At 43.9% G+C, this 25,643-nt stretch carries 29 protein-coding genes and 1 pseudogene; 18 read left to right on the top strand and 12 right to left on the bottom strand.

Translation table 11 applies throughout. From position 1 onward, the window contains the following. Positions 1 to 7: 7 nt before the first annotated feature. From CH367_RS09320 to CH367_RS09310, 3 genes are read right to left on the bottom strand one after another with little or no spacing between them, the layout of a single operon-like run. Positions 8 to 541 (bottom strand): hypothetical protein, encoded by a 534-nt coding sequence (locus CH367_RS09320; protein WP_100762225.1) that lies wholly within the window; start codon positions 539 to 541, stop codon positions 8 to 10. Positions 542 to 552: 11 nt separating this feature from the next. Continuing rightward, positions 553 to 1,326 carry a type III pantothenate kinase gene (locus tag CH367_RS09315; RefSeq protein WP_100762224.1) on the bottom strand — a complete coding sequence of 258 codons (774 nt, stop codon included), beginning with the start codon at positions 1,324 to 1,326 and terminating at the stop codon, positions 553 to 555. 1 nt (position 1,327) lies between these two features. Beyond that, positions 1,328 to 2,086, bottom strand: coding sequence for a biotin--[acetyl-CoA-carboxylase] ligase (locus tag CH367_RS09310; RefSeq protein ID WP_100762381.1), 759 nt, complete (start codon positions 2,084 to 2,086; stop codon positions 1,328 to 1,330). Positions 2,087 to 2,595: 509 nt separating this feature from the next. Between CH367_RS09310 and CH367_RS09305 the strand changes: the two genes are divergently transcribed. Then, a complete protein-coding gene (locus tag CH367_RS09305) occupies positions 2,596 to 3,186 on the top strand; it encodes a DUF1554 domain-containing protein (protein WP_165783255.1) in 591 nt (196 codons plus the stop codon). Between the two features lie 167 nt (positions 3,187 to 3,353). On the opposite strand, the gene CH367_RS09300 is transcribed toward CH367_RS09305, so the two are convergent. Next, complete coding sequence (locus CH367_RS09300) at positions 3,354 to 4,679, bottom strand: thiolase family protein (RefSeq protein WP_100762222.1); 1,326 nt, start codon at positions 4,677 to 4,679, stop codon at positions 3,354 to 3,356. Between the two features lie 43 nt (positions 4,680 to 4,722). Continuing rightward, entirely contained in the window at positions 4,723 to 5,583 is an 861-nt protein-coding gene (locus tag CH367_RS09295; RefSeq protein ID WP_100762221.1) for an acyl-CoA thioesterase, read from the bottom strand. Between the two features lie 183 nt (positions 5,584 to 5,766). Here CH367_RS09295 and CH367_RS09290 point away from each other — a divergent pair, with 183 nt between their 5' ends. The 4 genes from CH367_RS09290 (at position 5,767) to CH367_RS09275 (ending at position 8,724) form a co-directional block, all read left to right on the top strand. Beyond that, on the top strand, positions 5,767 to 6,381 hold the full coding sequence (locus tag CH367_RS09290; RefSeq protein WP_100762220.1) for a TetR/AcrR family transcriptional regulator: 615 nt from the start codon (positions 5,767 to 5,769) through the stop codon (positions 6,379 to 6,381). 202 nt (positions 6,382 to 6,583) lie between these two features. Continuing rightward, positions 6,584 to 6,979: a peptide-methionine (R)-S-oxide reductase MsrB gene (gene msrB, locus CH367_RS09285; protein ID WP_208861990.1), complete on the top strand. Its 396-nt coding sequence runs from the start codon at positions 6,584 to 6,586 to the stop codon at positions 6,977 to 6,979. Positions 6,980 to 7,120: 141 nt separating this feature from the next. Next, positions 7,121 to 8,059: an esterase/lipase family protein gene (locus CH367_RS09280; protein ID WP_100762218.1), complete on the top strand. Its 939-nt coding sequence runs from the start codon at positions 7,121 to 7,123 to the stop codon at positions 8,057 to 8,059. 158 nt (positions 8,060 to 8,217) lie between these two features. Further along, the gene (locus CH367_RS09275) at positions 8,218 to 8,724 is read left to right on the top strand and encodes a hypothetical protein (protein ID WP_100762217.1); all 507 of its coding nucleotides are present in this window, start codon (positions 8,218 to 8,220) and stop codon (positions 8,722 to 8,724) included. Between the two features lie 169 nt (positions 8,725 to 8,893). On the opposite strand, the gene CH367_RS09270 is transcribed toward CH367_RS09275, so the two are convergent. After that, the gene (locus CH367_RS09270; protein ID WP_010575944.1) at positions 8,894 to 9,154 is read right to left on the bottom strand and encodes an RNA recognition motif domain-containing protein; all 261 of its coding nucleotides are present in this window, start codon (positions 9,152 to 9,154) and stop codon (positions 8,894 to 8,896) included. Positions 9,155 to 9,185: 31 nt separating this feature from the next. Then, positions 9,186 to 9,367, bottom strand: a pseudogene (locus CH367_RS20995) (hypothetical protein); the annotation flags it as partial. Between the two features lie 93 nt (positions 9,368 to 9,460). Here CH367_RS20995 and CH367_RS09265 point away from each other — a divergent pair. After that, positions 9,461 to 10,015 (top strand): GNAT family N-acetyltransferase, encoded by a 555-nt coding sequence (locus CH367_RS09265; protein ID WP_100762380.1) that lies wholly within the window; start codon positions 9,461 to 9,463, stop codon positions 10,013 to 10,015. A 196-nt stretch (positions 10,016 to 10,211) separates the two neighbouring features. Further along, on the top strand, positions 10,212 to 11,312 hold the full coding sequence (locus CH367_RS09260; protein ID WP_100762216.1) for a fatty acid desaturase: 1,101 nt from the start codon (positions 10,212 to 10,214) through the stop codon (positions 11,310 to 11,312). Between the two features lie 102 nt (positions 11,313 to 11,414). Here CH367_RS09260 and CH367_RS09255 read toward each other — a convergent pair whose 3' ends face one another. Beyond that, positions 11,415 to 11,867, bottom strand: a complete 453-nt coding sequence (locus tag CH367_RS09255; protein ID WP_100762215.1) for a DUF1801 domain-containing protein — start codon at positions 11,865 to 11,867, stop codon at positions 11,415 to 11,417. A gap of 193 nt (positions 11,868 to 12,060) precedes the next feature. Then, the gene (locus CH367_RS09250) at positions 12,061 to 12,654 is read right to left on the bottom strand and encodes a TetR/AcrR family transcriptional regulator (protein WP_100762379.1); all 594 of its coding nucleotides are present in this window, start codon (positions 12,652 to 12,654) and stop codon (positions 12,061 to 12,063) included. Between the two features lie 105 nt (positions 12,655 to 12,759). Between CH367_RS09250 and CH367_RS09245 the strand changes: the two genes are divergently transcribed. Beyond that, positions 12,760 to 13,197 (top strand): acyl-CoA thioesterase, encoded by a 438-nt coding sequence (locus CH367_RS09245; protein WP_100762214.1) that lies wholly within the window; start codon positions 12,760 to 12,762, stop codon positions 13,195 to 13,197. Between the two features lie 188 nt (positions 13,198 to 13,385). Next, on the top strand, positions 13,386 to 14,531 hold the full coding sequence (locus tag CH367_RS09240) for an epoxide hydrolase family protein (RefSeq protein ID WP_165783254.1): 1,146 nt from the start codon (positions 13,386 to 13,388) through the stop codon (positions 14,529 to 14,531). Positions 14,532 to 14,614: 83 nt separating this feature from the next. Here the strand turns inward: CH367_RS09240 and CH367_RS09235 are convergent, their stop codons facing one another. Further along, positions 14,615 to 15,490, bottom strand: coding sequence for a LysR family transcriptional regulator (locus CH367_RS09235; protein ID WP_100762212.1), 876 nt, complete (start codon positions 15,488 to 15,490; stop codon positions 14,615 to 14,617). 99 nt (positions 15,491 to 15,589) lie between these two features. On the opposite strand from CH367_RS09235, the gene leuC reads away from it, so the two are divergent. The 4 genes from leuC (at position 15,590) to CH367_RS09215 (ending at position 19,812) form a co-directional block, all read left to right on the top strand. Beyond that, the gene (gene leuC, locus CH367_RS09230) at positions 15,590 to 17,002 is read left to right on the top strand and encodes a 3-isopropylmalate dehydratase large subunit (RefSeq protein WP_100762211.1); all 1,413 of its coding nucleotides are present in this window, start codon (positions 15,590 to 15,592) and stop codon (positions 17,000 to 17,002) included. Then, positions 16,999 to 17,589, top strand: a complete 591-nt coding sequence (gene leuD / locus CH367_RS09225) for a 3-isopropylmalate dehydratase small subunit (protein WP_100762210.1) — start codon at positions 16,999 to 17,001, stop codon at positions 17,587 to 17,589. The genes leuC and leuD overlap by 4 nt, the downstream gene beginning before the upstream one ends. Positions 17,590 to 17,805: 216 nt before the next feature. After that, positions 17,806 to 18,819, top strand: coding sequence for a UDP-3-O-(3-hydroxymyristoyl)glucosamine N-acyltransferase (gene lpxD, locus CH367_RS09220; RefSeq protein WP_100762209.1), 1,014 nt, complete (start codon positions 17,806 to 17,808; stop codon positions 18,817 to 18,819). Between the two features lie 84 nt (positions 18,820 to 18,903). Next, on the top strand, positions 18,904 to 19,812 hold the full coding sequence (locus tag CH367_RS09215; RefSeq protein WP_100762208.1) for a DMT family transporter: 909 nt from the start codon (positions 18,904 to 18,906) through the stop codon (positions 19,810 to 19,812). Positions 19,813 to 19,957: 145 nt separating this feature from the next. Here the strand turns inward: CH367_RS09215 and CH367_RS09210 are convergent, their stop codons facing one another. Then, entirely contained in the window at positions 19,958 to 20,179 is a 222-nt protein-coding gene (locus CH367_RS09210) for a hypothetical protein (RefSeq protein WP_100762207.1), read from the bottom strand. A 368-nt stretch (positions 20,180 to 20,547) separates the two neighbouring features. On the opposite strand from CH367_RS09210, the gene CH367_RS09205 reads away from it, so the two are divergent. Continuing rightward, on the top strand, positions 20,548 to 21,159 hold the full coding sequence (locus CH367_RS09205) for a hypothetical protein (protein ID WP_100762206.1): 612 nt from the start codon (positions 20,548 to 20,550) through the stop codon (positions 21,157 to 21,159). Positions 21,160 to 21,369: 210 nt separating this feature from the next. Then, complete coding sequence (locus CH367_RS09200) at positions 21,370 to 21,987, top strand: hypothetical protein (protein WP_100762205.1); 618 nt, start codon at positions 21,370 to 21,372, stop codon at positions 21,985 to 21,987. Positions 21,988 to 22,023: 36 nt separating this feature from the next. Here CH367_RS09200 and CH367_RS09195 read toward each other — a convergent pair whose 3' ends face one another. Then, positions 22,024 to 22,917 carry a LysR family transcriptional regulator gene (locus tag CH367_RS09195; protein WP_125226113.1) on the bottom strand — a complete coding sequence of 298 codons (894 nt, stop codon included), beginning with the start codon at positions 22,915 to 22,917 and terminating at the stop codon, positions 22,024 to 22,026. Between the two features lie 94 nt (positions 22,918 to 23,011). On the opposite strand from CH367_RS09195, the gene CH367_RS09190 reads away from it, so the two are divergent. The 3 genes from CH367_RS09190 (at position 23,012) to CH367_RS09180 (ending at position 25,610) form a co-directional block, all read left to right on the top strand. Beyond that, on the top strand, positions 23,012 to 24,001 hold the full coding sequence (locus CH367_RS09190; protein ID WP_100762378.1) for a zinc-dependent alcohol dehydrogenase family protein: 990 nt from the start codon (positions 23,012 to 23,014) through the stop codon (positions 23,999 to 24,001). 117 nt (positions 24,002 to 24,118) lie between these two features. After that, positions 24,119 to 24,667: a glutathione peroxidase gene (locus CH367_RS09185; protein ID WP_100762203.1), complete on the top strand. Its 549-nt coding sequence runs from the start codon at positions 24,119 to 24,121 to the stop codon at positions 24,665 to 24,667. Between the two features lie 55 nt (positions 24,668 to 24,722). After that, positions 24,723 to 25,610, top strand: coding sequence for a ChaN family lipoprotein (locus tag CH367_RS09180; protein WP_425268827.1), 888 nt, complete (start codon positions 24,723 to 24,725; stop codon positions 25,608 to 25,610). The last annotated feature ends 33 nt before the right edge of the window (positions 25,611 to 25,643 follow it).

Here is a 25,643-nt window from a genome sequence, read left to right as displayed (position 1 = left end):
TTCGAACTCAACCCGGAAGGTTTAAGGAAAACCATTCTTCTTGGGAGGATCGCGTTCTTTGTTCGATCGAAATTTTCGCCGCAATTTTTTCTTGTGCGCGCCGAATCGAAGCGGTAACCCAAGAATGAGAAATCGAATTTCCGGCGACCCCGAGTTGTTTCATCAGCTCGGCGACTTTCTCTCCTCCGAATTTTTGGAACAAGGGTTCGTCGAGTGAGGAAAAAACAGTAACCTCTTTGAACTTCAGGGAAAGAAAAAGATCCTGTTCCGTTTTACGAAGAGGATGATGTTCGCAGAAGATCGGAGTTCGGCTCGCGAGATCGACGACGGAAAGTTCGTGCGCGTAGGCGAGGTTCGGAGAATTCTTCCCTAAATCAAGAGCGGTTTGAAAGTTCTCCAACGAATCCTCGAACCAAAAAACGAACAGGTAAGAATCGTTTTTACGAAGAAGTCTTTTACATTTTTCTAATTTAGAATTTTGTGAAATCCAAACCTCGTCCGTAATCGGAACGGACGGTTGACGTTTGAGAAAGTCGAACATTTGTTTTGAACTTATTTATTCATCTCATGAAGGATTTGTAGACCGCGTAGAGTCAAAAGCGGATCGATTCTATCGAAGATTCCCGGATGAGCCGCGTCGATTACCGTGACCAAACCGCCGGTTCCGATCACTCTGTAATCGTTGCCTTTGTCCTTTTTGATTTCGCGAATGATTCCTTCCAAAAGACCGATCCAACCAAAAAAGAATCCGGCTTGAATCGATTCGATCGTCGAATCGCCTAAGATTTTTTCCGGAGATTGAAAAACGATCGGCGGAAGTTGAGAAGTGTTTCGAGTCAACGCGTCCATTGAAACTTTCAAACCGGGCGCGATTACTCCTCCGAGATATTCGGGTTTTTCGCTGACCACACAAAATGTGGTCGCGGTTCCCAAGTCGATGATGATGGATTTTCCGGGAGAATCGATCACGGATGCCGCCGCGTTTACGAGACGATCCGCTCCGATTTCATAGGGTCTTGGATAAGCGATCGAAAAAGGAAGATTCATCTGATAGTGAACGCGAACGGCTTCGATCTTAAACCAATCCACGAACATTCTATCCAAGATCGGGTTCAAAGTAGGAACGACACTGGAATAAATTCCGCCCGTGATCGCTTCGTTTTCGATTTTAAATTCTCTTAAGAATCCCTTGAAGAACAGTCCGAGTTCGTCGGACGTTCTATCTTTTCGGGTAACGGTTCGTTTGTGAAAGAGGGGAGTGGTCTTTCCGTTTTCGAAAATTCCGAAGACCGTGTTCGTATTGCCTACGTCGACTACTAAGAGCATTTTAGTTTAGAGAATGGAAATCCTCCGGGCTGTCAATGAAATCCAGTCGGGTTCCGGAAGGAGTTTTTAGAATTAGGGAGCCGTTTTCGCCCAATCCTTCCAACACGCCTGTCAAGAGTTGTCCGTTTTCCGTATAACTTACGGACTGACCCTTCCAAAGAAGGAGTTCGTTTAACAAAATCAGCTCTTTTTTTCTGCCGTCCGAATCTTTCCAAAGAAGAATCGCTTCGTTTAAAAACGGAATCAGCTTTTCCAAGATCTCGTTTTTTTTGCCCGCTCGATCCGGGTTCGTATTTAAGAACCCCGCGTCCGTGAGATGAGAAGGAATCGACTCTACGTTTCCGAATAAGTTCAATCCGATTCCTATGATTAGAGTGATGGACGGACCTTCGATCTCCGACTCTATTAGAATTCCTGCAACCTTTTTCTTTCCTCTGTATAAATCGTTCGGCCATTTGATCTTAATGTCCCGTGTAAGTTCGGGATAAACGGAAAGAATCGCCTTACAAAGAGCCGTTCCGATAAACAGAGAAAGTCCCGGTCCTCCGTCGAAATTTTCGAGACCGATTTTTCCGGAAAAGATCAGAGATTCTTCTCCGAATACTTCCCAGGTTCTATCCTTTCTTCCTCTTCCCGCGGTTTGTTCCTCCGCGACGATCCAAGTTCCGTGCGGGAACTCTTTGCTTTTGATGACTGTGTTTGTCGATGTTACCGATTGTAAGAAGATTCCTTTTTCCGGTTGAAGTAAAACATTCTGCATGGCCAATACCATCCTTGCTTCGATCGAATGCGCAAGAAGAAAAATGCTCCGACCAAAATCGGTTAATGCGAAATGATAAAGTGGATGAAGGGCGTTTTGTCTTTTTAAATCTGCGAATTGATTTCGCAATATAGCTCATATTTTAAGCAAAGAATGGAATGGATCCCTTGATTCTCTGTCCCTATGGCAGTTGAGTAGAATGATGATTCTATATTTGAAAGAAACTAGGAGTTCCTACATTCAAATGAGAATCCGGCTGAACATCGTTTCCTAGAATGTAGGAACTGCAACAGAAAGGAGCGGATCGCTTGTATTCCGGTTAAAATAGAAGTGAATTATAAATATTAATATTCTTATTATATTTTGAATTGACATTCTTTTTGATTTTATAATTTATTTGCGGTATGAAATCAACCTTGAAATCACATCTAACGTGTTTCTCTTTAATTCTTGTTATACTATCCTTTCTGACTATCCAATGTAAGTCATCGAACGATGACAACAACGTTGTGATCGCCGCTTTGGTCCTGTTAGTCGCTCAAAATAGCGCGGCCGGCGGATCGAGCGATTCGAAACTTCGAGTTTTCGTAACCGCAACCTCCTATGACGGAAACCTCGGTGGAATCAACGGAGCTGATACGAAATGTTCCACGGATGCGAACAAACCTTCCTCCGGGACGTATAAGGCTTTTATCACCGGAGACTCGGGCGGTTTGGGAAGAAGATATGCGTGTATTAACGACGGCGCAGTGTGCCCGAGTAACCCGACCACGGGAGCGAAGAACTGGATCTTGCAAGCAAGTAAGGATTATTACCGAGTCGATCAAGCCACAAAGGTGTTTACGACCGACGCGAACGGATTGATTTCAACCGTAAGCAATCCGATACAAGCCACGGCGGCTTCGTTTTGGTCCGGCTTTGTCGCAACCACGACGGATTGGTCTGCGGCCGCAGGCGCCACTTGTGGAAACTGGCAGAGCAACGCATTCGGTAACAATGGAAATGCGGGACAAGCAAACGCGGCAACTGTCGCATTAAAAGGAAGCACGGTTCCTGCTTGTGATTCGGCTCCTCAAAAACTTCTCTGCGTCGAACAATAATCGTTAAACGATCCATAATAAAGAATAAAGAACAATATAAAACGGCGAGAACGAAACATTCTCCCGTAAAAGAAAAAGCCCCGAATCAATCGGGGCTTTTTTAATTTCCATTCTTCCTTGCGGAAGAATGGAGTCGATTATCACTTTAGAAAAATCTAAAGTTCTAATTAACCTTTGTATCTTTCGATCAACATAGATCCTGCGATACCACCGTGAGCACAAGCGGTAATCATGACCTTGTTAGCAGAAGGATCTTCTTTCAAGTCCATGATCGCGTTTGCGATCAAACGGATTCCGGTCGCTCCGAAAGGGTGACCGATCGCGATAGAGCCGCCGTTCGGGTTTACTTTCTTTGCGTCGAAGGATTTTTCCCAATCCCAACCGGTATCCATTTTGATTTGCTCGAGAGCGCCAACCGCAGTCGCGGCAAAAGCTTCGTGGATTTCAACGTAGTCCACATCTTGCATTTTGATTCCTACGTCGTTTAAGAGAGCTTCGGTAGCCGCCGCTTGTCCGATTCCCATGTTGTTAGGATGAACACCTTTCATGTTCCATCCGGAAACGACAGCTTCGATCGTAAGACCGAGCTCTTTCGCTTTTTCAACGGTCGTGATGATCACACCCGCCGCTCCATCGGAACGAGGACTTGCGTTGAAGATGGAAACCGTAGGTCCGTGGGATTTTTTAAGATCCTTTGCATACTTGGTTTTGAATTCTTCGAACTTCATCGCAGGGTTATCGAACATAAGCATTGCGCGTCCCATACGAGTCGGGTTTTCCACCAGACCTTCACGGAGACCGACAGCTTCGTCGATCGTAAGTTCGTTACCTTCGTCGTCTTTCATAGGGATGATGTAAGGAGCGTATTTTCCAGCTTTAGAAGCTTCTAATGCTCTTTTGAAAGATTCGAAAGCGAGTTTATCTTGGATCTCGCGGGAAAGAGCGTAGTTCTGAGCTACGATCTCTGCAGTCACCTGCATACCGTAAGAAGTTTCTCCGTCTCCGAGTCCGTCTTCCAACGTGTCTCTGAGTTCAACGCCTTCCGGAAGATTGTCGGGAAGAAGTTTTTTGAGCTTATCAAGGGAACCCGCTTTTTTGTTCAAACGAGCGTTTTTAACGATAAAAGGCATGGAAGTTTGGGATTCTTCGCCGATTGCGAGGAACACTTCGCCTTCACCTAAAACGATTCTACGAGCCGCTTCAGCGACAGCTTCCATACCGGATACGCAGTTGTTCGCAACGGTGATACAAGCGATTTCGTCTCTCATTCCTACCAGGTTCGCGATCACTCTTGCAGAGTTAGGCGCGTTACTGAATCCTTCTCCAACAACAACTCCGTCGATTTGAGACGGTTTCAATTTGCTTTTAGCGAGAATATCTTCTGCGACTATTTTCCCCAGGTGATGACCAGGGTATGGTCCCAGAGCTTTCGCGATCTGAGCAAAAGGAGTTCTTCTTGGCGTACAAATTGCCAAAGGTTTTGCTAATTTCATTTTCTTTCTCCAGACTTCAAATTCTTAAATATCAATCCTATATTCATTTTTGAGAATATTCAAAATTCTCAACATAATCGCCTACGAGTCTTTGAAACTCTTCGGGCGCTTTTTTCGGACGAGACTTGGAGACTGAAACCACAAGCTGTTCGTCCTGGACCGCGAAATATCTCAAACCCGTTTCCACGTCCGTGACTTCGTGTCTCATGTAGCTCCGGATCTTTTCGAAAGAATGGATCCAAGTGCTTACTTTGATTTTTCTCCCCGCGGGAACGGGATGAAAAAAACGGAACACGCCGCCCATAAAAAACATCGTGGTATCCATTTCCACGAATCGATCGAGAGTCAGACCCGTCTCGGTTGAAAAAAACCATCGCGAGTCCTCAACGATTCTCCAGAGATAAGCCGGGTTGTATTCGCCGAAAATGTTTCTCTCGCTGTAGAGAGTGATCATTTCCGTATCCACGGTTTTGCAGGTTCCTCGAAAATCGGGGATCTGCTGAAACTGATCGAATCCGGTAATCTCCGTTTTTTCGAAAGGAAGAAGGTCGATCGGACTTCCGCCCTTTTCGGAAAACGTAAGAGTTTTGATCTCCGCCGCAGGAGTCCCCGAATCCGATAAAACTTTTTGATCCCAAAAAATTTTACCGTCTTTTAAGGGGAACGCCTTGGTTTCCGTTCTCAGATTGGCGCCTTCCATCTGTTGTGCAAGGAAGCGAATTTGAGACTCCAAAGGATGAATCGCAATCCCTTGTGACAGAATCTCCCTGAGTGAAAAACCGTTCTTTTCCAGGGTTCGAAACCTGCCCTCGAGGCAGAAGTTTTCGTAAGTCCGGCTCGTAACATGTCTCTGGGTGTCCAGATCGGATATCCGAGTCACGAGTTGAATTTCATCCGCGATCATATCGGCCCTCCACACTGCTTAGGAGATTCTGACCCTAGTTTAGACCGAGCTAAAATTAGATCAAACAAAAAAATACAGAACGTTCGTTCTGTTTTTTTATTTCGAACTTTCAAAGTCATTGACAGAACTTTTTTCCGGTTGGAAAATGAACCTCATAGGTTACGGAATCAACTACGTTCAATCATGAAAACTCAACCGCGTAAAAAGAAAGAATCTGGAATCGGCGTTCGGGAAAGAATTTTAGATACGGCCACTTCCCTTTTTTACAAACAGGGTTTTTCGAATACCGGAATGAGACAGATCATTCAGGAATCCAATTCCGTAGCGGCCAGTCTTTACGATCATTATCCATCCAAAAAAGAATTGGGTCTCGCTTATCTCGCGCGTCAGGAAGAAAAAACTCTCAGCGATCTTCAAGGATTGATGGATCGTTATTTGGATCTCGGAGAATTCTTAAGAGCTTGGGTGATTCTCAAGGAAAAACAAATCCGTCACGGAGAATTCGTAGGTTGTCCCTTTGCGGGTTTTGCGAGTCAGGTGATGGATTCCGATCCGGAATATACGGAATTCCTAAAAGACATAGTAACCAAATGGACTCGTATGATCAGCGATTATCTTCAGAAGGCGATCGGTTCCGGTCAGCTCAAAAGAAGTATGGACATTCAATACGTTGCGAGAAGAATGCTCATGGCCTATCACGGTTCGGTAACGATGTGGAGAATGACTCAGGAACTTCGTTATATCCGCGAAATGGAAGATTCTCTTCGGGAAACCGTGGAAGAATATAGAATCTTCTAAAAGTTCTCCGTTTTCAACGTCGCTTTACAAAGATTCAAGAATTCCGAACACTTTCCTTTTTAGTAACCAGTCCAAGTTTCAAAACGAATCAATCGATATGACAAACAGGATTTTACTCGCGTTAACGGTCGGGTCGTTGATATTCGTCGCTTGTCTGGACACGGACGGCGATTCGAACAAATCGAAGAAGAAAGGAGGAAAGATGAATTACGAAGTCAATAAGTCCGAAGACGAATGGAAAAAAGAACTCACGCCGGAACAATATAGGATTTTAAGACAGAAGGGAACTGAAATGGCTTTTACGGGCGCCCTGTATCAAAATCACGAAAAGGGAACTTACGTTTGTGCGGCTTGCGGCGCGCCTTTATTCTCCTCCGAAACCAAATACGAATCCGGTTCCGGTTGGCCTTCGTTTTATCAACCGGCCAAAGAAGGTTCGGTAGAAGAAGAAAGAGATTCCAGTCATGGAATGGTAAGAACCGAAGCGCTTTGTGCGAAATGCGGAGGACATTTGGGTCACGTATTTCCGGACGGACCGAGACCTACGGGATTGCGTTATTGTATCAATTCCGCTTCCTTAAAGTTTAAGAAAGAATAGATCCTATCCCTATAAAATTTCCGGGAACGTTTTCGTTACGATCGTGTTGTCCCGGAAAAATTCTTCCCTTCTTTTTTTGATTTTCAAGTAGTTGCTCGAAGAAAATAATACCTAAAACCGGAATCAACCGGGAGTAACTTCATGAATGATCATCTCGCCTATGTATCCGACAATCGTTCCGTACGAAATCCGTTCCTGCAATTTTTAGCGGAAAAATGGTATACGATTCTTTATCTCTGGCACGCGATCATAGGAATTTTCACGGAACTCGAAGATTCTCCCGAAGGAGATAAACGTCCCGTCGTTTTGGTTTCGGGATTTTTAGGAAGAACTCTTTCTTGGGAACCGATGCTCAAACATCTTTCGGCGAACGGTCATCCCGTTTACGTCGTTCCGCTCGGATTTCAAGTCGGAAACATCCGAAGTAAAAGTAAGATTCTCGAAAACTTTCTGATCGATAAGAAAATTAAGGACTGTTATATCGTCGGTCACTCGATGGGCGGTTTGATTTCAGCGGGTCTTACTTACAAAGGACGAGATCGAGTTAAGAAAATTTTCATCGCGGGAACTCCGGTACGCGGAACGTATCTCGCATACTTTGCGCCGATTTTTATCAGCTGTTGGCAGATGATGCCGAACTCGAAATTCATTCAGGAAGTCGGCGATGTTTTTGAGAAGTTGCCTAACGTGCAGTCTGTATTCACTCAAAAAGATCAGATCATTCTTCCTTCGGAGAATTCTCGTCTGGGACATTTCGACGACGTAGAACTTCCGGAAGCAGGGCATTTGAACCTATTTATGGGTCCTCTCGGAATCGAATGTCTTTTCGACCTGATCACCGCAGAAGAGAATAAGGATCCGAAACCGATCATTAGAAAAGTAGAATCTTCTAAACCACAAGAATCTCAAGCCGCGAAGGCTTCGGCGAAAGCGTCTTCGAAAGTTCCTGTTAAGACCTCAGCTTCTACGGCGAACTCGAAGAAAAAGACCGTCGCTAAAAAATCTTCTCCTGTTTCTAAAACCTCAAAAGCAAAACCCACACCCAAGAAAAAAGCCCCGGCAAAAAAGAAGAAACGTTAATCGTCATTCTTCCCAACCCATAAAAAAACGCCCGAAGATTTTCTCCAAGGCGGTGTAAATTATATAAAAACTTATTATGAGGATAATTTGGCAGATTCTCTAAGTAAAATCACTGTTGAGTATTATAGAAGAAGAATTAAATTTGCTGGAGAAAAAGAATGAAGGTTTTAAAATTTTTATTCATAAGTGTAATGACTGCGATGACTATATTGCCCAATTCGAATGATGAAGTCAAAAAATATGCACTTGAATACTTTCAAACTATCGTTAAATACAATTATTTAAGTTTAAATCCGAGTGCGGAATTTGAGGAAAAAGTAGCAAGTAAATATTATAATTCTTCAACAATGCTAAATCCAGGTGGAAACGCGGACTACGTAGCTTACTATTTTATCGAAAAGTATTCAATACAATGGGTTAAATATAGAGAAGAAAAAGATAGATATTTAATAAGTATGATTTGTGATTCTCCGATCCAAATGATGAAAGGTGGAAAAGTTCGCAAAAAAAATACGAAGGTAGAATCGCGGTTTAGTGTTGGCCGTAAAGAAGGGCAATTTTATATTTCAAGCGATCCTACTGTAATGGTCACTAATGCAGAAGGTGTCGCGGTCTTATGCGAAAGAGATCCGAGCGATGAATTTTGTAAGGTAAAATTAAAATAGCATATGTCCTATTTCAAAAATAGTAGAAACACACCGAGCTTGGTAAAAACCAAATGACTTCGAATTTCCCATTCCCAACCCATAAAAAAACCGCCCGAAGGATTTCCTCCAAGGCGGTTGAACGAAAGAAAGAATTCTTTCTAAAATAATAATTTCTTAAATTACTAAATTAGAATCTTTCGCCTTTCGGTTTAGCAACGTTTACTTTCAGGTTGCGAGTAAGAACGTTTTTTCCGTCCAGATCTTTAATCGCTTTGTCCGCTTCGTCCTTGTTCGGCATTTCGACAAAGCCGAAACCTTTGGATTTTCCGGAATACTGATCGGTGATGATTTTAACGGAGTTCACGGTTCCGTGTACTCTGAAAAGATCACCTAACGTGCCTTCGTTGAGATCGTAAGAAAGATTTCCTACATAAATATTAACTGACATATTTTCCTCGTGTCGTTATAAATTAATCAAGTTATCTTGATTTAAAAACAGCGTTTCCCTGAAACGGGAAGTAGAAGAATTTTAGAGATGCAGGACTTAGAAAGAAGAGCAAACTTTAAGATAGGACTACGTTTTAGAAGTTAGAAAATCGATTGAATAACTGGAATACTTTGTCCATACTATCGGCTGAATTTTCTTTGGCAATACTAAATTTCTTTCCTTTCCACTTCGAAAAAACGATTTTCCCGTTTGTTAGAACGAAAAGCGGGTTCGGAAGGATTTCGATTTCAATCAAGGACCGAAAGAATGATTCTGGAAACAGAACGATTGATTTTAAGAGAATGGAAGAACGAGGATTTGGAACCGTTTTATCGAATGAGTTCCGATCCGATCGTGATGGAATATTTTCCATCTCTCTTAACCAGAGGCGATTCTGAAAAATTCATAGAAAAGGTTCGATCGCATTTCGAAAACTTCGGTTACGGTCTTTGGGTTTTGGAATCCAAATCCGGGGGAGAATGGATCGGCTTTACGGGATTTATGAACGTTTCATTCCAAGCTTCGTTTACACCCGCGATCGAAATCGGCTGGAGACTGGCTTCTTCTTTTTGGGATCGAGGTTATGCGAGCGAGGCCGCTTCGGTTTGTCTTTGTTACGGCTTGGAAGAATTGCGATTCCCGAAAATCGTTTCCTTTACTTCTATCTTAAACGTTCGGTCCCAATCCGTGATGAAAAAAATCGGCCTGAAAGAAGCGGGTTCCTTTTCTCATCCGAATCTTCCCCAAGAACATATTCTTTCCAAACACGTTTTGTATCAGATTTCACAATCCGAATGGAAAGAATTCCGTTCTACGTTCTAAAGAACGGGTTCGGTCCAGCCTTTTTCCAAACTGAAGAATGTAGGAACTCCTTCAAAACGTTTTCGAAGGCCTCTCGAAAATTGTGGGAACTCTCACAATTTGTCACAAAACCTCTGAATTTTTTTCTTGCCAGAATTGGATCATTAGCTAACGTTGTTCATTAGTTAAGTGAACGCCGTTCGTTAAGGAGAACGTTATGGAAGTGAAAATGAAAAACAACCCTCCGCCAAAGGAAACACTCGGATCGGTTCGAGAAACCCTGTCGGATGAAACTTTTGCAAATCCTGCCTACAAAGGGATCGGTTACTTTTTGAGAGATCTGTTTTTTTTCGGAGTGATCATCACTCTCCTGTGGAACGTGAACAGCTGGTACATTCTTCCTTTTTTATGGTTTTTTGCCGGAATGACGATCGCGGCCTTATTCGTAGTCGGTCACGACTGCGCTCATGAAGCGTTGTTCAAAAGCAAATTTTTACAGTATTGGGTCGGCCAAATCGCGATGCTTCCTTCCTTGCACGCGTTCAATCAGTGGGCGTACGGACACAATAGAATTCACCACGGACATACGATCAAAAGACAAGGCGACTTCGTATGGCATCCCGCGACCGCCGAAGAATATGCGAAATTTGGAATATTCAGAAAATTGATGCATCGATTCTTCTGGTCGGCTTGGGGCGGCGGCTTTTATTATATGGTCGAAGTATGGTTGAAAGGAATGGTTCTTTTCACCGCTCCTATGAAAGAAGCGGGCAGGGACAAGTGGATCATGATCTCTTTCGCTCTGGCTTCTTCCGGTTTGGTTTTTTATTTCGGCGGTTCGGCAAACGGGGTTTTCGACGCCGGCGCGGGTTTCTGGATGTTCACAAAAGTTTGTCTTGTTCCTTTTATCGCTTGGAACTACTTTATGGGAATCACGGTTTACGTTCATCATATTCATTCCGAAATTCCTTGGAAAACTAAGGAAGAATGGACTCCTTATTACGGACAGATGAAAGGAACCATCAACTACCACATCAATCCGGTGATGAACTTTTTCTTTCATAACATTTTCATTCACATGCCTCATCACGTGCACATGAAAATTCCTTTCTACAATCTGAAACGTGCATTGAACGAAATCAAAGCGGTTTACGGAGAACACGTTTTGGAAAGGGACACGATTTTCGGAGATTATTTTAAATCGACTTCTCGTTGTAAGGTGATCGATTCCGAAACCGGAAAATGGATGACTTACCGTGAAGCGAGAAACGTGGAAACGGATACGGACGAGGAAGAATTGGAGATCATTCCCGCGTAATAATGCGTAACGCGTAAGAATTTTCTATCTAAGAATTTTCGAAACGAAAAAATCCCGAAACGACGGATGCATAGGATGTGCTCCTTTGTTTCGGGATTTTTTTTACTTCTTTTTTCTTTTATCCAGATGATACGTCAACGCGAGAGAGATACAAACGCTCAGTTCTTTTTTGGGAAGAGGGTCTTTTACGTTTAAACGAATCGCCCGATCTCCTTCGAAATCGAATCGTTTCGGAAACAGTTCTCGAAAGGTGGAAACCAAGTTCGTCTGACAATGAAAGTAGATCGCGTATCGATTTTCTTCCGCAGGAATTTTGTCGATTCGGATCGTACTTCCGCTTTTTGTAACCGGGGTCAGATAACTCGGTTGTCCCCACTTTAAGGTTTCCTCCAAGTTTCCTACACCGTCGATCGAGCCCGCAGTTTCAATGATCAGTTCCCTAAGCAGTAGTAATTTTTCCCGAACCGCATCGGGATATTCATTAAAAACTTCCGCAACCTTTGGATTCGTAAAACGAGAATGACCTGTATTTGTTTTTAGTTTTTTAGCGGGCATAAAGAAGAGCCTAACTCTTGGAAGAAAACTTATTTCCGAATTCTATCACAGCAAGTCGTTTTTATACAAAGATGGGCGCGGCTTTTACACGGTCCATTCTTACCAGGACAAAAGACGTCATATATTGCAATGCCAGCGAACGCGGGATCGTTCGATTCTGAAAACGGAAGTTTAAAAAGTTTGAATGTGAATTTTAAACCGCTTCTTCCAGTTTGAGAAGTTCCATTTCCAAGCGGTCTATAAACTTTTTATTCCCGGTCGCTCCGTAGAGTTGCATAGCGCCTTGATATAAAAACAACGCCTTTTCGGAAAACTCAAGGGCCGTTTTGGAATTGAGTGACTTTTTCTTTTTCCAAATCGGACGGGAAAAATACATCGTAAAGCTTCGGTTCCAGCGATCGATGGATTCTAAAATTCTTTCCCTGAGTTCGGGTTCGTGACGGGTTTGTACCGCAAAGTTTGCGAGAGGACAACCGAACCGATATGTGGTTCTCAATCGTCTTTGGATAAATTTAATCCACGCCTCGACAAAGTCCTGATATTTGTCGTATTTGTTCATCATGATTTCGGCTAATCCGATGATCTGATTTTCCTGAAAGGTAAGATAACCGATCCCGAGATCCTTCTTGGACGGAAAATAACGATATAGACTTTTTTTAAACGCTTCCGCTTCGCTTAGGATCTCGTTGATACCCGTGTCCGAGTAACCTTTTTCATAAAAAAGTCGTACGGTCGCTTTGAGGATACGTTCCTTTGCGGGATCTTGTTTTTGGAGCGTCTGTTTCATGGTTTTTTGACCGTAATGACCGAAGCATAAAATGGTAGACAAGATTGTCTACCATTTTGTAGGATTCCAAAAGGTAGACAGACTGTTCTACCATAGGAGAAGATCATGGAAACTCTTGAAAAGAAACAGGAAGTTCAAAAGGAAATTAAGTTATTTTCTCATACGGTTAAGGTGCGCTGGGTGGATTTGGACGAAAACGGTCACGTAAACAACGGAGTGTATCAGAGTTATTTTCACGAAGCGAGAGTGGCCGCGTTTGACGAAACCGGTTTGAGTTTGACAGAACTTAGAAAACGAAACATAGGTCCGGTGATTTTAAAAGCCGAGCTGGAATACAAGGCGGAATTAAAATATCCAGAGACGACTCGGATCACCACTCGATTTGAGGCGCAGAAAGGAAGTAAGGTTTTAACCATTCAAGAGCTTTACCGCGAATCGGACGGCGTTCTGATTTGTTCCGCTAAGTTTTACGGTTTGTTTTTGGATCTGAAAAGAATGCGTCCCTATAGGGTTTCGGACGAAGAAGCGGCAAAACTCGCTTAAAAGATTAGATCAATCCATTCGACTCTTGATTTATATTTTGACTTTGGGAAGAATTTCTCGAAGTCAAAAAAGAATTGATACCGGAAAAGATTCTCCGATATAATTTCTGATAGAGAATCGAACGTTAGACGAAATCTTGTGATGCAATTTCACGTTTCGCCTTTCGTCCGTGTTCGGAGGTATCAATCTTGAGTAAAAAGAATTCCGTTTCCAAATTTACCGTTCATATTCCGGACGAAGAAATCGAAGATCTTAAGAATCGGTTAAGAAAAACACGATGGGTTCCTTCGATCGAAACATCGAATTGGGCCGACGGAACCGATTCTGATTATCTTCACGATCTAATGCGACATTGGGCGACCGATTACGACTGGCGTTCCCGCGAAAAACAAATTAACAAACTCGATCATTTTATCGCCGAGATCGAAGACACAAAAATTCATTTTATACACACGAAAGGAAAAGGAAAAAATCCGATTCCTCTTTTATTGATGCAGGGATGGCCGAGTAGTTTTATCCAGATGTCGGATATCATTCCGCTTCTTGCAGAATTAGAAAACGATAATATTCTTACCTTCGACGTAGTCGCCGTTTCTTTGCCCGGTTATTTATTCTCGGAGATTCCCAAACAACATGGGATGAGTTTTACTCGGATCGCGGACTTGGTTCACAAATTGATGACGGAAGAATTGGGTTATCAAAGATACGCGGCGCGTGGTTCCGATCAAGGCGCGCTTGTGCAACAACAGCTGGGACTGAAATATCCGAATCATATCATCGGTTTACATCGCACCGGAATTACTCCGTTCTTGTTTCCCTTGCCGAACGATCTTTCCGAAGAGGAGGTCGAATATCAACAAAAGGTCGTTTCTTGGGCTAAATTAGAAACTTCTTATGCAACTTTGCAAGGGCTTCGTCCTGAAACCTTAACACCCGCGCTTGCGGATTCTCCTGTCGGTTTAGCAAGTTGGATCCTCGAAAAGTTTTATCGTTGGGGAGATTGCAACGGAGATCCGGTTCGACATTTCGGAAGAGATAAGTTATTGGATAATCTTTCTTTGCATTGGTTTTACGGCGCGGGTGCGGCATCGATTCGATTGTATCGAGAAGTGGGTCGTAATCCGGGGCTCAGCGGTAAGGTCGAAGTTCCAACCGCGATCATCATGCCTTTGCGGGATGGAATTACGGTTCCGGCTCCCCGCAGATGGGCGGATCGTTTTTACGATGTTAGGCGATGGACCGTTATGGAACGGGGAGGACATTTTTCGGAATGGGAAGTTCCCCGCGAAGTCGCCGATGATATTCGAGATTTTTTTAAAACAATCACCGCATAAATCGATTTTGGTCGTTTGAAGGTCCCGGTACGTTTTGGAAGACAATAGTTTCGGGTGTTCTAAACGCTTGTAACTGATCTAGTTTAGAATCGTTTCGATTCCTGTATGATCGCGTCCGCGAGTTTTGATAAACCGGGCCGGATCGTCTTCTTATGACAAAGAAAGAATTTTCTTTCCACGATTAGTTCGGGAATCGGAATCACTTTGAGTTTCGGGGTGAGGCTGTACTCGGATAAAAAACCGATTCCGAGATCCGCTTCGACACTTTTGATGACGGACTCGACGCTTCTCAGTTCCATTCCGATTTTGGGACGGAATTCTTTTCCGAGAGAACGAATTCTTTTTTCAACCGCCTTTCGGATGGCGGACGCCGGATGAAAGAACACGAAGGATTCTTCTTTGATATCTTTTAAGGTTTGTTTTTTCTTTTGAAAGATCGGATCTGTCTTCGGAGCGACGGGCACGATTCGATCCGAAAGAAATTCTCTGGAAACAAGTCCGGGTTCGTTTACCGGTCCGGTGAGGATTCCCAAATCCACTTCGTTTAACAAAATCGATTCTTTTGTTTCCAAGGAATCTCCTTCTCGTACGGAAAGTACGAGATCGGGATGATCTTTTCGAATCTTCTTTAAAATTTGGGGAAGAATCCAAGCGGACACGGTTCCTCCCGCGGATATGGAGAATTCTCCCGAAAGTTCCCGGCCCGGTTCTTTCATGCCGGATCTTAATTCTTCCCAAAGCTCCTTCATTCGGATCGCGTAACTTAAGAATACTTCGCCTTCGTGCGTTAGGCGGACTTGTCTCGGGCCTCTTTCGAAAAGTAAAGTTCCCAATTCTTTTTCCAAAAGAAAAATCTGACGCGAAAGCGCGGGTTGTGTGAGGCCCAATTTACCCGCGGCCTTTTGAAAGGTTCCCGCGTCCCTGATTTCGAGGAAGTATCGAATCTGTCTGAATTCCATTAGATTCTGAATCTATAACTTTTAGTTATAATGTCAATCAATCCTATTTATTTGCATTATGTTATCGGGTCTGCTATCTTCTTTTTATCGGGAGGAGTTATGGCCGGCAAAACATTATACGATAAGATCTGGGAATCCAGAGTCGTCGTGAAGGACGGAGAAGAGGACATTTTGTATGTGGACAGGCATCTTCTTCACGAAGTGACCTCTCCTCAGGCGTTCACCGCTTTGAAGGAAAAGGGAAGATCGGTTCGAAAAACGGAAAGAACCTTGGCGATCATGGATCATAACGTTTCCACGAGAAACCGGGATTGGAACGGCGCGGGGGAAATTTCCAAAAAACAGATGGAACTTCTTTCCAAGAACTGCGCGGAATTCGGCGTAGAACTTTTGGACATCCATCATCCCGATCAGGGAGTGGTCCACGTAGTCGGACCGGAGATGGGACTCACGTTACCCGGAACCGTAATCGCTTGCGGAGATTCTCACACTTCTACACACGGGGCGTTCGGAGCTTTCGCCTTAGGAATCGGAACCAGCGAGATCGAACACGTTCTTGCAACTCAGACGATTCGTTTGAAAAAATCGAAAAACCTTTTGATCCAAATCGAAGGAGAACTTTCTTCGGACGTTTCCGCAAAGGACTTGGCTCTCTACTTGATCGGAAAGATCGGAACAAACGGAGGTCAAGGTTATGTGATCGAATATACGGGCGATGCGATCCGTAAAATGTCCATGGAAGGAAGAATGACTCTTTGCAATCTTTGTATAGAAGCGGGCGCGAGAGCCGGTCTTGTGGCTCCCGATCAAACCACGTTCGATTATCTGAAGGGACGGGATTATTCTCCGAAAGGAGAAGCGTATAATCAAAAAGTAGAATATTGGAAAACCTTAAAGTCCGACGAGGACGCCGTATACGACAAGAAGATCGTATTGAATGCGGAAGAGGTTTCTCCGATGGTCACTTGGGGAACCAATCCGGGGCAGGTTGTTCCGGTTTTATCCAAGGTTCCCGATCCGGATTCTTTTTCGGACGCGGAAGCGAGAGCCGCCGCGAGAAGATCCATCGAATACATGGGATTAGAACCTGGAGAAGAACTGAGATCCGTAAAGATCGACAAAGTGTTTATCGGTTCCTGCACGAACGCACGTATCGAAGACATCCGTAAGGCGGCAAAAACCGCGCAAGGAAGAAAGGTTTCGTCTAACGTTACGGCGATCGTGGTTCCGGGTTCGGGAAGGGTCAAACGCCAAGCGGAAGCGGAAGGTCTGGATCGGATTCTGATCGAAGCCGGTTTCGAATGGAGATTACCCGGTTGTTCGATGTGTCTCGGAATGAACGACGATTATTTACTTCCCGGTGAACGATGCGCGTCCACTTCGAATCGAAACTTCGAAGGACGACAAGGAAGGGGAGGTCGCACACATCTGGTAAGTCCGGAAAGTGCGGTGGTTGCGGCGATTTTGGGAAGATTCGGGACCGCAAAAGAATTGGAGGAACAAAAAGTATGAATGCATGGACAACACATAAAGGAACCGCAGTTCCTTTGTATAGAAAGGACATCGATACGGATCAGATTCTTCCGAAACAATTTATGAAAAAGACGGAGCGCACCGGATTCGGAGTACATCTGTTTCATAACTGGAGATACACGGATGAGGAAGGTAAAAGGGAAAATCCGGATTTTATTCTCAATCAAACGCGTTATAGAAACGCGAGCGTTTTGGTTGCGGGAGAGAATTTCGGATGTGGTTCGAGCAGGGAACACGCTCCTTGGGCTTTGGCGGATTACGGTTTTAAAGCGGTGATCGCCCCTTCCTTTGCGGATATATTTTTCGGAAACTGCGCGAAGAACGGGATCGCATTGGTGAAACTTTCTCAAAAAGAAACGGAGGAAATTCTTTCCTATGTGAACGAAAGGGAGAATGCGGAAGTTTACGTCGACCTGAACGCGTTAGTCGTCACCGTTGGGAACAAGATATATAATTTCGTTTTGGCGGATTCTTTGGTGAACCGGATTCGAAACGGTTGGGACGACGTGGATTTGACGATGAAGCAGATTCAAAAAATCGAAAGTTTCGAATCGGTTCTCGTTTAAAAAGCGAGATAAAACGCGGGTTTAGTTTCAAGAATCCGCATATTCTTTCCGAATCGAAAGGATATTGCGGATTGAATTCGAACCCAAATAAGATTCGGATTTTAAAAAAAGGTTCCACATTTAAAATACCGAACGGTGTCCGTTTCTATTTTTGTATCGAATTATAATTTAAAAAACGAGTTGAGTCTCCTTTTTAGATAAGAAAAATTTGATCTCATGAAAGCCAAAGACTTAGCGAAAACACTGGGTGTAGAACTTAAGGGTAACGGCGAAACGGATGTGATCGGAGTCGGAGACATCGAAAATCATTCCACCGTTCAATCGGATCGAATTTATTATTTCGAAGCGAAAAAATATTTCAGCTCCAATCCAAAAGCGAAAGAGGTAAAACTCGCACTCACCATTTCTGCGTTAGCCGATGAATTTCCTTGCGCGTTGATCGTTCCCGACAATCAGGCGCGAATCAAATTCATAGAACTACTTTCTCTTTTTGAAAAAAAACCGAAGCCCACCTCGTTCATCTCGAACAAAGCGAGCATTCATGAAAGCGCAAAGATCGGTAAGAACGTCACGATCATGGACTTTGTTGTGATCCAAGAAAACGTCGAGATCGGAGACGATTGTCAAATTTATCCGAACGTCGTTCTCGAAAGCGGAGTGAAGATCGGAGAAGGAACTGTGTTGAAATCCGGAGTGGTCGTCGCTTACGATTGTATTCTCGGGAAACACAATCTCATTCATTCGAACACGGTCATCGGCGCGGACGGTTTCGGTTTTTATGATAAAGCGGGAGTTCGTTATAAGGTTCCTCAAATCGGAAATTCGGTGATCGGAGATTACGTGGAAATGGGAGCTTGTTGCACCGTGGATCGCGCAACGATCGAAACGACCTCGGTTGGAAATTATACAAAGTTCGACGATCACGTTCATATCGCTCACAACTGCAGAGTGGGGAATTACGTTTTCATCGCGGGCGGAACCGTTCTTGCGGGTTCGGTGACGTTGGAAGACGGAGTGATTATGGGAGGTCAAGCGGCCGTTGCGGAAGGAATTACGATGAAGAAAGGATCGATTCTTATGGGAATGTCCGGTCTTACCGAAGACAGTTCGGAAAAGGTCGCCTACTTCGGAATTCCCGCAAAACCCGCGTTGGAAATGCATAGAATTCATTCTTCAATGGCGAAACTTCCGGAGCTTGTTCGAGAACATAGAAACCGTTCTAAGAATTAAACCGACTCGTTTTTTCGATTTGCAAAGTAAGGGTTGAATCTGCTTTCCGATTCCTAAGATTGGTAAAAGAGGTTCCAATCCTTTATGCCATCGAATGCAAGCGCTAAGTTCTACGTTCTTCTCGTAATCGCAATGATATCTTGGGGTTTTGCCTGGCCTTCGGCGAAACTAATCGTAGGAGATCAACATCCGAACGTAATCATCTTCTGGAGATTTTTAGCGACCGCGATTTCACTTCTTCCCATCGTTCTATGGAGAAAGGAATCGCTTCGTCTTCCGAATAAGAAGACCTTGTTTCAAGTCGCGATCGGCGGAGTTCTTTATACGATCTACAATCAATTCTTTCTTTTGGGTTTGAAGAACGGACTTGCGGGCGCTGGTGGAGTTCTCGTAACGACGATGAATCCTATCTTTACGTATGTGTTCGTTCATTCGTTTCAGAAAAAACTTCCATCGGCGAGGGAAGGAATCGGTCTTCTGCTCGGGCTTGTGGGCGGTTGTATTCTTCTCAGGCTTTGGGATCTTGATTTGAATTCCTTGTTTTTATCGGGGAATATTTTCTTTCTTCTTTGCGCGTTTAGCTGGGCGTTCCTGAGCATGAACAGTCACAGTACGGGACAAACGATTTCTCCTCTCGTTTATAGTTTTTACGTGTTTACCATCGGGACGATTTTGGATTTGTTTCTTGCGATTCCGTACGGGGTGGAGAATGCCTTGAAAAGCGGACCTCATTTCTGGTTTCACATACTTTATCTTTCCGTAATATCCACGACCTTCGGTACCACGGTTTATTTTTTCGCTTCCACGAAGTTGGGTTCTCGTGTTGCGAGTTCCTTTATCTTTTTGGTTCCCGTTACGGCGCTTTTGGGGAGTTGGATTTTTTTAAACGAGATTCCGAGTTTTACCACCACGATCGGCGGAACCTTTGCCGTATTGGCGGTTTTTCTTTTAAACCGAACTAAGAGCGGAGAGGATAAAGAAGAAAAACATTAAGAATTTAGAATGTGATTTCGTCTTGGATCGAAACGGATCTTGAAAAGAATCGAAAGAAAATTAAAATCCGTTTCCGATTCGAGAATCGACTTTGTGCGCGGCTCCGAAGCGAACTTCGGCGGTTCCGCACAATCGCGGACTTCGTTCAACCCCAGCGACTTTTATAATAGTGGGTTCCGCTCGGGGCGATTTCAAAACCTTCCGGATGTTCCACAACCAGACTGGATTCTTTTAAGTCTTCCAAATGCGGTCTTAACTGAAACGCGGATTTTGCGGTATTGATTTCCAAGTCTTCCATCGTGGTCATTCTGCCGGATTGGGAAGCGTGATAGATGTCCTGAAAGATCTGAGTGGAAAGTGAATTCATAGGGATCTTTTCATCTTCGAAACTTTTTCAATTTTATGTCAAAGAGTTTTTATCCGCGTCTTTGCGAATTCATTTTGTTTTTACTGCAGTGTAAGGAATCGCCATTCTCCCCAAATCGGAGGAACCAAAGATATTTTGCCTAACGTGACTCGGAATCGAATCGTCGATTTGATCTTTGAACTTTTAAGAAAGAATACGTTGAGGTCGAACGTTTTGGCGATTTCCTCGAGGTGACGCGAAACAGGCATTTCCGCTCGAATCTTGAAAATTTTAAAACGAGTTTTCGTATTCGTTTTTTTAAATATTCCGTCTCTTCTTAAAGAAAAAGAATGGAAAATGATTCAACCCTAGCGGATAATTCGAAGCCTATGCGCAAAAAGAACCACATGCCTGAAACAAGAAATCCCGTCGAATTGGAAGAGTTTCTCTCGAAGGAAATGGAGAATCCATCCTTTGACGAATGGCTTTCCGAACTCGCAGACAAAGCGATCGACAACGATAAATTTGTGTGGAGCTTTTTGTATCAAGTGATGCGCGACGCGGATTCCGGAAGACTTTCCTGGGGTTATCACAAAAGACTTCTTTCCGGCGTAGTTCAAATTCTTTCCAGAGTGGGAGACAGCCGCGCATATCGTGCCATCATCAATTACGTTAAGTCTTTGGATCGTCAGATTCCGATCGGCGCTTTGGAATTGATCACCGATCTTTTACCTTCTTTTGCGGAAGTGGATTCGGATGAGATCTTAAAAATCGCGGCCATGCAGGATTCTCTCAAATCCGCGTTCGGTGTTTTAGCGCTTTTTCAACTGATCGTTCAGGATAAGATTCCTTCCGAAAAAACGGAAGAGATCCGAAACTTTCTGAAAGGATATAAGAATTATTCTTACTATTTGGATTTGGTGATCGAACAAGCGTTGGATCATCTCGACGCACAGGAAGAACCGAATCTCCTTACCTTTTTCGACGAGATCGCCGTTTAAACCTTTCACCGCCGCGTTCTTTTCTCGTTCGCGGCATTCCTTCTTCCTTTTTGAAAAACTCGCCGGAAAGAATTTTTTTCCGGTTGTTGATTCATTGAAAATTCATCGTTCGTTTTCGATGTCGGATTAAAATTTTTAAAAAGAATTCGACCTTTAAATCGATCGGATAAAATCTTTCAAAAATTTATTTTATAACGTTCGAGGTTTCGGATGAATCTTATCTTTAGAGGAATTCATTTTTTAGGCGGCTTTTCAGTCATCAATCGTTTGATCGGAGCGGTCGCTTGCGCAACGGTCGTGTTCGGAATCGCCGTGCCGGACATTCGTTTTCATTCCGCGAAAAACAATAGGACGGAATTTACGTTCGCGGAATTCATCGCCACTCCCGCGGATAAAATTCCGAGATACATCAAAATCAAGGACGGGGTTGTTCCCGCGAACAATTACGTGATCTCCACGAAGAAGGAAAGGCTACAACATATCACGTATCCGGTTGCGACCGCAGGTTCCGGTCTTGAAAAAGTGAAGGTCATCGTTAAGGACAGCGCGGTAACTCAGGAAGCCTTGGACGACGGAACGTATTTTTCATCTCCGACGTTTGCGATCGAAGGTAGATTCAACGATACTTCTCTCGATCTGGAATCCGAAAAAATTTATAAGGACATGGGTTACGTTCTCGACGATCATCTTTACGTCATCGAAAGAGGAAGTGAACCAATCGGATTTTTTCCCGCCTTATCATTGGCGATCGTTTCCTCATTGTTGGGATTGTTCATCGCGGCGACTTTTATTCCCGCAAGTCTTTGGAATAAATATTTTCCCGCTTAAACAAGGAAGAATGATTTTGTGTTTCGAGCAGGCGGATTAGAATTTCCAACCTGCGAGTTTGGATTCCAAAAATTCCTGAAATCGTAAAACCCGTTTCGACGGGTTTTCTCCCGAAGGAAACAAAAGACAAACGGAAGTATTCGAATCCAAAATCAGATTCGGAAATATCCGTTTGAGTTTTCCGGAACGTAAAAGATTTTCCACATCCCACAGAGAACGAAACAGAATTCCCTCCGCTCCTTCCGCGATCGTTTCGGTTAAAAAAGATCCGTTGTTCGATCGGATTCCCCTGTGTTTGGAAAGCTCCGATATTGTCCTTTTCGTTCCGGGAATTTTTACGTTCGCGTGTTCGTCCACGTACAATACATTATAATTTTCTAATTCTTGAATGTGATGAGGAATTCCCATCTTTTCCAAATACTGCGTAGAAGCGAGAACGACGATCGGATTCGGCATCAATATCTTACAACGATTCGTCCGAATCGGTTTCATGATTCGAATTCCCAAATCGAAACTGTCCTCTATTAGGTTGAACTTTTCGTTTCCGAATACGGTCTCCAATTGGATTTCCGGATAAAGATTTCCGAACTCGGAAACGACGGAAGGTAGGATCCTAGTCGCAAAGGGAGCGGGTGCGGTGATCCTGATTTTTCCTTTGAGCTCCTTCTCTATGTTCGCTTCTTTTTCGGCCATTCTCAATTCGTTTAGAATCTTGTCGGTTCTGAGTCTAAAACGGATTCCCGCTTCGGTGAGACGGATCGTTCTTGTCGTTCTTTCGAACAAAGTTGTTTTGAGGGCCCGTTCCAATCTGGAAATTCTTTTGCTGATCGTGGGCAGGGACGTGTTCGTTTTGCGCGCGGCCTTTGCAAAATTTCCTTCCGAACAAACGGCTTCGAACAACTCCAAGTCGGTTATACTTTCTAGATTCATTATTTCCAATTTGGAAATAATCAGTTTCAAATTCAAGACATTGTGGAAAGAATCGTTTCGGGTTAGAATCGTCGGTATCAAGGGAGAATGGTATATGAAAGCGATGGTTATCAATCGATTCGGCGGTCCCGAAGTATTCGAACCGGGAGAAGTTCCGAAACCGACCTTGGTTCCCGGTCATGTTTTGATCCGAGTCAAAGCGACGAGCGTGAATCCGGTGGATTATAAAATCAGAAAGTTCGGTCCTTCGATTGCGCCAGCGTTCCCTGCGGTTTTACACGGGGACGTGGCGGGAATTATCGAAGAGGTTGCGGATAACGTATCTCGTTGGAAAAAAGGGGACGAGGTTTTCGGTTGTGTGGGTGGTTTGATCGGGACCGGTGGAGCGCTCGCCGAATACATTCTCGCGGATGAAAGACTGATCGCAAGAAAACCGAAAAATCTGAGTTTCGAAGAAACCGCGGTATTGCCTCTCGTTTCCATCACCGCTTGGGAAGGTCTTTTTGAAAAAGGAAATATCCAAGCCGGAAATAAGATATTGATTACGGGTGGGGCGGGCGGAGTCGGTCATATCGCGATTCAACTAGCGAGATGGGCTGGAGCTCGTGTTCTTGCCACGGCGAGCGGCGATCAAAAACAAAAGCTCGTTGTCGAACTCGGAGCCGAAGCGGTTAGCGGTAGATCGGAAGAAGAAATCAAAAAGAAGGCCCTTGAAGTTTTCGGAAAAGAGGAATTGGATCTCGCGCTTGACACGGGAGGTGGAAGCGGTTTTGAAACGGCCATCGCTTGTGTGAAAAGAAAAGGAAAGGCGATTACGATCAACGGTTCCGGGTCGTTCAATTTAGGAAATGCTCATTCCAAAAGTCTGGATCTTGCGATCGTCTTTATGTTGATTCCTCTTTTGCACAACGAGGGAAGGGAAAAACACGGATTCATTCTCGGTGAAATCTCGAGGCTTGTGGAGAATGGAATTTTAAAACCGGTTCTGGATCCTGAAAGATTCTCCTGGTCGAAGATCGGAGACGCTCATCGCAAACTCGAAGAAGGAAGAACGATCGGCAAAATTTCCGTAACGATCGACTGAAGGGCCCTGTGCAATTCGACTTTTTCGTAAAGAAAGAAGAAAGAGGTTCTCATTTTTGAAAAACGATTGAAGCAAATCCCTGTTTGGATTTAAACTCATGGAAGAAGGTAATCGTTCATGCAGTCCAAACTTTTTGTTTTGTTTTTTATTTTAGGAATTCTTTTTCCTTTGGCCGGAGCCTTTGCAAAGGGAGGTTTTTACGACTTCAAAGTAAAGGACATCAAGGGCAACGAGGTCTCCCTTTCCAAATATAAGGGAAAGGTTGTGATGGTGGTTAACGTGGCTTCCAAATGCGGTTATACCTATCAATACGACAATCTGGAAAAGGTTTATAAAAAATATAAGGATCAGGGTTTTGTCGTGGTCGGTTTCCCGGCGAACAACTTCGGAAGTCAAGAACCCGGAACCGATAAGGAAATCGAAACCTTTTGCAGAATTCAAAAGGGCGCGAGCTTCGACATGATGTCCAAGATTTCCGTAAAAGGAAAGGATCAACATCCTCTTTATTCTTATCTGATCGAAAACTCTCCGAACCCCGGAGAAGTGGAATGGAATTTTGAAAAGATTCTCATATCCAAGGACGGAAAGATCGAAGCTAGATATCGTTCCGCGGTGGAACCGGACAGCACATCGGTTACGCAGAAGATCGAATCTCTTTTGAAGTAAGGTTCTTTTGAGAATTTTACAAACCGCGCGCACCGCGTATTTCGTATCTTTTTTCATTCTTTTCTGCGTAAACGTTCCCGTTTTTTCGGACACGATGCTCGAAAATCCGAAAGAACAGGAACAATCGCCGTCTCAACGATCTCCGATTTCCATTCAAAAGGGTTTAACCAAAATGGCGGTTCAGCCGGAGATGATTTTTGATACATTCAAAAATTATGATGTTTTAATATTCGGAGAAGAACACGACGACGTCGCCGGTCACGAAATTCGTTTGGATTGGTTTCGAAAAATCGCTTCACAAACTCCCGTGATTCTTTCCTTGGAGATGCTCGAGCGGGATCAGCAGAAAACCTTGGACGAATATCTGAACGGGCAGATCACCGAAAAAGCGTTTTTGAATTCTTTAAAACTTTGGCCGAATCATCTCAGGGACTATCATCCTTTTTTGAGATTCGCAAAGGAGAATCGAATTCCCGTACTCGCGTCTAACGTTCCGAGAAAATACGTGAACCTGGTTTCTTCTTCGGGTTTGGAGGAATTGTTTAAGGTTCGTTCCGTTTTTTTACCTCCTAAATATCTGATTCGTAAATTTTCCCAAGAAGCCTACGAAACAAAAATCAAGAATATTCTCAATGAACATCCGGGAATGGCGTCGGATGAAACGGTTCAGAGAAGATTTGTGGACGCGCAATATCTTTGGGACGCGGGGATGGCCGATTCGATTGCGAACGCGTTTTTGACGAAGGGCAGAAAGGTGATTCATATCAACGGTCGTTTTCACAGCGACGAGGATTTCGGTGTTCCGTTTCGGCTGAAAGAACTCGGTTTCAAAATACTTTCCGTTTCCATGTTTCCTCTCAAGGACGGGGACGTAGTTCCGACCGAAATTCTCAAGGGCTCCGATTTTACCGTCATTACCGAAAGGAAAGAAAAAGAGAATTAAGTGCTTGTCTGGAACCGGAAGATCCTCCGACAA

Source organism: Leptospira barantonii (genome assembly GCF_002811925.1).
Classification (GTDB): domain Bacteria; phylum Spirochaetota; class Leptospiria; order Leptospirales; family Leptospiraceae; genus Leptospira; species Leptospira barantonii.
This window is presented reverse-complemented; position numbering and strand designations above follow the sequence as displayed.

What these genes read in the sequence shown, in the direction of transcription:
- CH367_RS09320 (WP_100762225.1), bottom strand. Translation starts at nt 541, where the DNA reads ATGTTCGACTTTCTCAAACGTCAACCGTCCGTTCCGATTACGGACGAG.
- CH367_RS09315 (WP_100762224.1), bottom strand. Translation starts at nt 1,326, where the DNA reads ATGCTCTTAGTAGTCGACGTAGGCAATACGAACACGGTCTTCGGAATT.
- CH367_RS09310 (WP_100762381.1), bottom strand. Translation starts at nt 2,086, where the DNA reads ATGCAGAATGTTTTACTTCAACCGGAAAAAGGAATCTTCTTACAATCG.
- CH367_RS09300 (WP_100762222.1), bottom strand. Translation starts at nt 4,679, where the DNA reads ATGAAATTAGCAAAACCTTTGGCAATTTGTACGCCAAGAAGAACTCCT.
- CH367_RS09295 (WP_100762221.1), bottom strand. Translation starts at nt 5,583, where the DNA reads ATGATCGCGGATGAAATTCAACTCGTGACTCGGATATCCGATCTGGAC.
- CH367_RS09290 (WP_100762220.1), top strand. Translation starts at nt 5,767, where the DNA reads ATGAAAACTCAACCGCGTAAAAAGAAAGAATCTGGAATCGGCGTTCGG.
- msrB (WP_208861990.1), top strand. Translation starts at nt 6,584, where the DNA reads ATGAATTACGAAGTCAATAAGTCCGAAGACGAATGGAAAAAAGAACTC.
- CH367_RS09280 (WP_100762218.1), top strand. Translation starts at nt 7,121, where the DNA reads ATGAATGATCATCTCGCCTATGTATCCGACAATCGTTCCGTACGAAAT.
- CH367_RS09275 (WP_100762217.1), top strand. Translation starts at nt 8,218, where the DNA reads ATGAAGGTTTTAAAATTTTTATTCATAAGTGTAATGACTGCGATGACT.
- CH367_RS09270 (WP_010575944.1), bottom strand. Translation starts at nt 9,154, where the DNA reads ATGTCAGTTAATATTTATGTAGGAAATCTTTCTTACGATCTCAACGAA.
- CH367_RS09265 (WP_100762380.1), top strand. Translation starts at nt 9,461, where the DNA reads ATGATTCTGGAAACAGAACGATTGATTTTAAGAGAATGGAAGAACGAG.
- CH367_RS09260 (WP_100762216.1), top strand. Translation starts at nt 10,212, where the DNA reads ATGGAAGTGAAAATGAAAAACAACCCTCCGCCAAAGGAAACACTCGGA.
- CH367_RS09255 (WP_100762215.1), bottom strand. Translation starts at nt 11,867, where the DNA reads ATGCCCGCTAAAAAACTAAAAACAAATACAGGTCATTCTCGTTTTACG.
- CH367_RS09250 (WP_100762379.1), bottom strand. Translation starts at nt 12,654, where the DNA reads ATGAAACAGACGCTCCAAAAACAAGATCCCGCAAAGGAACGTATCCTC.
- CH367_RS09245 (WP_100762214.1), top strand. Translation starts at nt 12,760, where the DNA reads ATGGAAACTCTTGAAAAGAAACAGGAAGTTCAAAAGGAAATTAAGTTA.
- CH367_RS09235 (WP_100762212.1), bottom strand. Translation starts at nt 15,490, where the DNA reads ATGGAATTCAGACAGATTCGATACTTCCTCGAAATCAGGGACGCGGGA.
- leuC (WP_100762211.1), top strand. Translation starts at nt 15,590, where the DNA reads ATGGCCGGCAAAACATTATACGATAAGATCTGGGAATCCAGAGTCGTC.
- leuD (WP_100762210.1), top strand. Translation starts at nt 16,999, where the DNA reads ATGAATGCATGGACAACACATAAAGGAACCGCAGTTCCTTTGTATAGA.
- lpxD (WP_100762209.1), top strand. Translation starts at nt 17,806, where the DNA reads ATGAAAGCCAAAGACTTAGCGAAAACACTGGGTGTAGAACTTAAGGGT.
- CH367_RS09215 (WP_100762208.1), top strand. Translation starts at nt 18,904, where the DNA reads ATGCCATCGAATGCAAGCGCTAAGTTCTACGTTCTTCTCGTAATCGCA.
- CH367_RS09210 (WP_100762207.1), bottom strand. Translation starts at nt 20,179, where the DNA reads ATGAATTCACTTTCCACTCAGATCTTTCAGGACATCTATCACGCTTCC.
- CH367_RS09205 (WP_100762206.1), top strand. Translation starts at nt 20,548, where the DNA reads ATGCGCAAAAAGAACCACATGCCTGAAACAAGAAATCCCGTCGAATTG.
- CH367_RS09200 (WP_100762205.1), top strand. Translation starts at nt 21,370, where the DNA reads ATGAATCTTATCTTTAGAGGAATTCATTTTTTAGGCGGCTTTTCAGTC.
- CH367_RS09195 (WP_125226113.1), bottom strand. Translation starts at nt 22,917, where the DNA reads ATGAATCTAGAAAGTATAACCGACTTGGAGTTGTTCGAAGCCGTTTGT.
- CH367_RS09190 (WP_100762378.1), top strand. Translation starts at nt 23,012, where the DNA reads ATGAAAGCGATGGTTATCAATCGATTCGGCGGTCCCGAAGTATTCGAA.
- CH367_RS09185 (WP_100762203.1), top strand. Translation starts at nt 24,119, where the DNA reads ATGCAGTCCAAACTTTTTGTTTTGTTTTTTATTTTAGGAATTCTTTTT.